This is a genomic window from Streptomyces sp. UH6, assembly GCF_013421635.1.
Taxonomy (GTDB): domain Bacteria; phylum Actinomycetota; class Actinomycetes; order Streptomycetales; family Streptomycetaceae; genus Streptomyces; species Streptomyces abyssomicinicus.
Map to the genome: position 1 here is coordinate 1 of NZ_JACADT010000751.1, position 2814 is coordinate 2814.

General features: G+C 73.7%; 3 protein-coding genes. 1 reads left to right on the top strand and 2 read right to left on the bottom strand.

The window, feature by feature from the left end:
* Positions 1-17: 17 nt before the first annotated feature.
* A complete protein-coding gene (locus HW445_RS25270; RefSeq protein ID WP_180223224.1) occupies positions 18-326 on the bottom strand; it encodes a hypothetical protein in 309 nt (102 codons plus the stop codon).
* A 181-nt stretch (positions 327-507) separates the two neighbouring features.
* Positions 508-1416 (bottom strand): DMT family transporter, encoded by a 909-nt coding sequence (locus HW445_RS25275; RefSeq protein WP_218957377.1) that lies wholly within the window; start codon positions 1414-1416, stop codon positions 508-510.
* Positions 1417-1655: 239 nt separating this feature from the next.
* On the opposite strand from HW445_RS25275, the gene HW445_RS25280 reads away from it, so the two are divergent.
* Positions 1656-2231, top strand: coding sequence for a TetR/AcrR family transcriptional regulator (locus HW445_RS25280; RefSeq protein WP_180223225.1), 576 nt, complete (start codon positions 1656-1658; stop codon positions 2229-2231).
* Positions 2232-2814: the final 583 nt, after the last annotated feature.

The window sequence follows — 2814 nt, forward strand, 5'->3', positions numbered from 1 at the left end:
TGGCCGGGGTGGGGGGCTCACCCCGTCCGGTGCTGCTCCAGGACGTCGCAGTCGGTGTAGACCGGCGGTCGCGTCATGAGCTGCGAGAGCCGCCGTGCCAGCTCGTCGGTCTCCGGGGCGTCGCTGTTGGCCATGGCGCTCTCGTGGGAGTCGAACTCCACCACGGCGAGATACCGGTTCGCGTCGGCCCGGTCCTTCAGCAGCATGCGGGCGGTGGGAGCGTTGGCCCGGCCCTGTGAACGGGCCTGCTCCTCGTACGCGCGCATCATCTCGCGCACCTCGTCGATGCGTTCCGTCTCGAAGTCGATGATCTGCACGAACGTCATCCGGCGGTCACTCCTCGTCTCTCACGGGCGCGCGGGCGGGGTCCGGTACCCACGGTCACCACGGTGCCGCCCGGGCCAACGAGTCACCCATCGCGAGGCAACGGAGCCGGCGGCCATGATGAGCCACTTGGGCGGACCCTTCCCCACCTGAGACGGGGCTCCCGCGGGGAGGGGCCGCCGGTCAGACGAGTTCGCGTATCCCCGGCCGGTCGCCCCGCGGGTCCCCGGCGGGGCGGGGCGTCCGCATGCCGACGGCGACGCCGGCCGCGACGAGCAGGGCTCCGGTGACGTCGGCCGGACCCGCGTGGCCGATGCCGAGCACGACGGTGGTGAGGAGCGCGCCCACCGGTACCAGTCCGGCGAAGAGGCCCGCGCGGTCCGCGCCGAGGCGGCGCAGCGCGTCGTACCAGAGGAAGAAGGCGGCCGCGGTGACGATCGCGCCGAGGTAGCCGAAGGCGGCCGCTTCGCCGGAGGTGGGCAGCCGCAGGGAGGCCGTGCCCTCCATGACGAGGCTCGCGACCAGCAGCATCGGTACGGACAGCGCGGCGGGATAGGCAGCGACCCTCAGCGGGCCGAGCTTGGGCAGCAGCGGGACGGCCAGCAGGGAGAAGGCGACCTCGCCGGCGAGTGCGCCCAGGGCCAGCAGGAAGCCCGTCATGCTGCCCGAGCCGAGACCGGCGGCGACGGCCGTGCCCAGCGCGACCACGACCGCGGCCCCGACGGTGCGGGGGGCGGGGCGCCGGCGTTCCATCAGCGGCCCGACCAGGGCGAGCACCAGAGGAACGGCTCCGACCACAGCGGCGATCATGGCGGGTCCGGCGTGCCGGGTCGCCTCCACGAGGAACACGTTGAACCCGGCCAGGCCGGTGGCGGCCAGCGCGAGCAGCAGGAGCACGTCCCGCGGCGTCAGCCGCACGCGGGGCAGGCGCTGCTGACGCACCACGGCGAGCAGGATCACCGCGGCGAGTCCATAACGTAAGGCCTGCCCGGCGAAGACCGGGTAGTCGGCGATGGTGGCGGAGACCGCGGTCGAGGTACCGACCAGCAGCATGGCCGAGGCGGCGCCGACGGGGGCTGCGGAGAATTTCACGCGGCACGCTCCGGCGAGGTCGCGGTGGTGGCCGCCTGAGCGGAGAACCGCACGGCCGGGCCTGACGACGCTTCGGTGGTGAGGGCGGTGCGGTGCACGAGTTCCTCCTTCGGTCGGCGGTAACTGAGAGTAGACGGTATCAATAAATCGGTGATCTGCAACAGAGGTGACGCAGATATGGCTTGGATCGCATCGGCGATGTACCGTATCGAGGGACAAGTGGTCCAGCGGGAGGTGCGATGGGGCAGACGGCGACACGAACGTTGAGGGCGGACGCGGAGCGCAGTGTGCGCGCGATCCTGGAGGCGGCCGAGCGGGTGCTCGCGGAGGATCCCGGCGCCTCCATGGAGCAGATCGCCGCGGCCGCGGGGGTGGCCCGTACGACGATCCACCGGCGGTTCGCCAACCGGCAGGCGCTGGTCGAGACGCTCGCCGCGTCGGCGGCCCGCCAGCTCGCCCAGGCGGTGGAGGACGGCAGGCCGGACACCGCGCCGCCGCTGGTGGCGATGCACCGAATAACGGCCAACGTGCTGGAGGTCAAGAGCGCCTGGGCGTTCGCCCTGGAGCTGCCGGCCGACCCGGACAGCGAGGCCGCCGTCCTCCACCAGGACATCGCCCGGCGCTGCATCGCCGTGCTCGAGCGGGCCCGGGCCGACAAGCTCATCGACGAGGCGGCCGACCTGGACTGGGTGCGCCGGGTCTACTACGCGCTCCTGCGGGAGTCCCTGCAGGACAACGCCGCGGCGGCCGACCCGGACGCGCTCGCCGCCCGCATCATCGACACCCTGCTGCACGGAGCCGGCCCGCGCGCCTGAGCGCTCCGTGCCGGTGTCGCCGCACCCGGCCGCGCGGCCGTGCCGCGCAGCCGGGTGCGTGCGTTCCAGGCGTCGTGTGAAGCGCTTCGACGCAGGCCCGGCAAGGGATCCCGGAGACGGACGGAAGGCGGGGCAACAGGTCCTGCACGGCCCCCTCCTGCGAGGTCGTCGAAGCGCTTCGACGTTTCCCGGCCGCTGGCGGACGGGGCGCGTGCGCGGAGTCGAATTTCTTCGACGCCGCGCACACCTTGACGCCGACTCGATCCCGCGTCGACAGTGGGAGCGCTCCCAGCTCAGGCGAGGGGCGACACGGAACCCGGCGGGGCTCCGTGTCGCCCCTCGCCGGGCGTACCCGTCCGTCGCGTACGGCGAGCGACCGCCGAGCCGCACCCGACGGTTCCGTCCACCACATCCCCCTGCCCCGGTGCTCCACGGGCGGCGGCACGCCCGCGGCCGGGACTCCCGGCCCGTGCCCGCAGGACACCGCGGCGACGAGGAAGGAACCCACCGTGCACGAGTCCCCTCCCCCCAGGGGCAGACCGCTGCCCGGGCAGACGTCCCGGGCCGAGCGCACCCGTCCGCC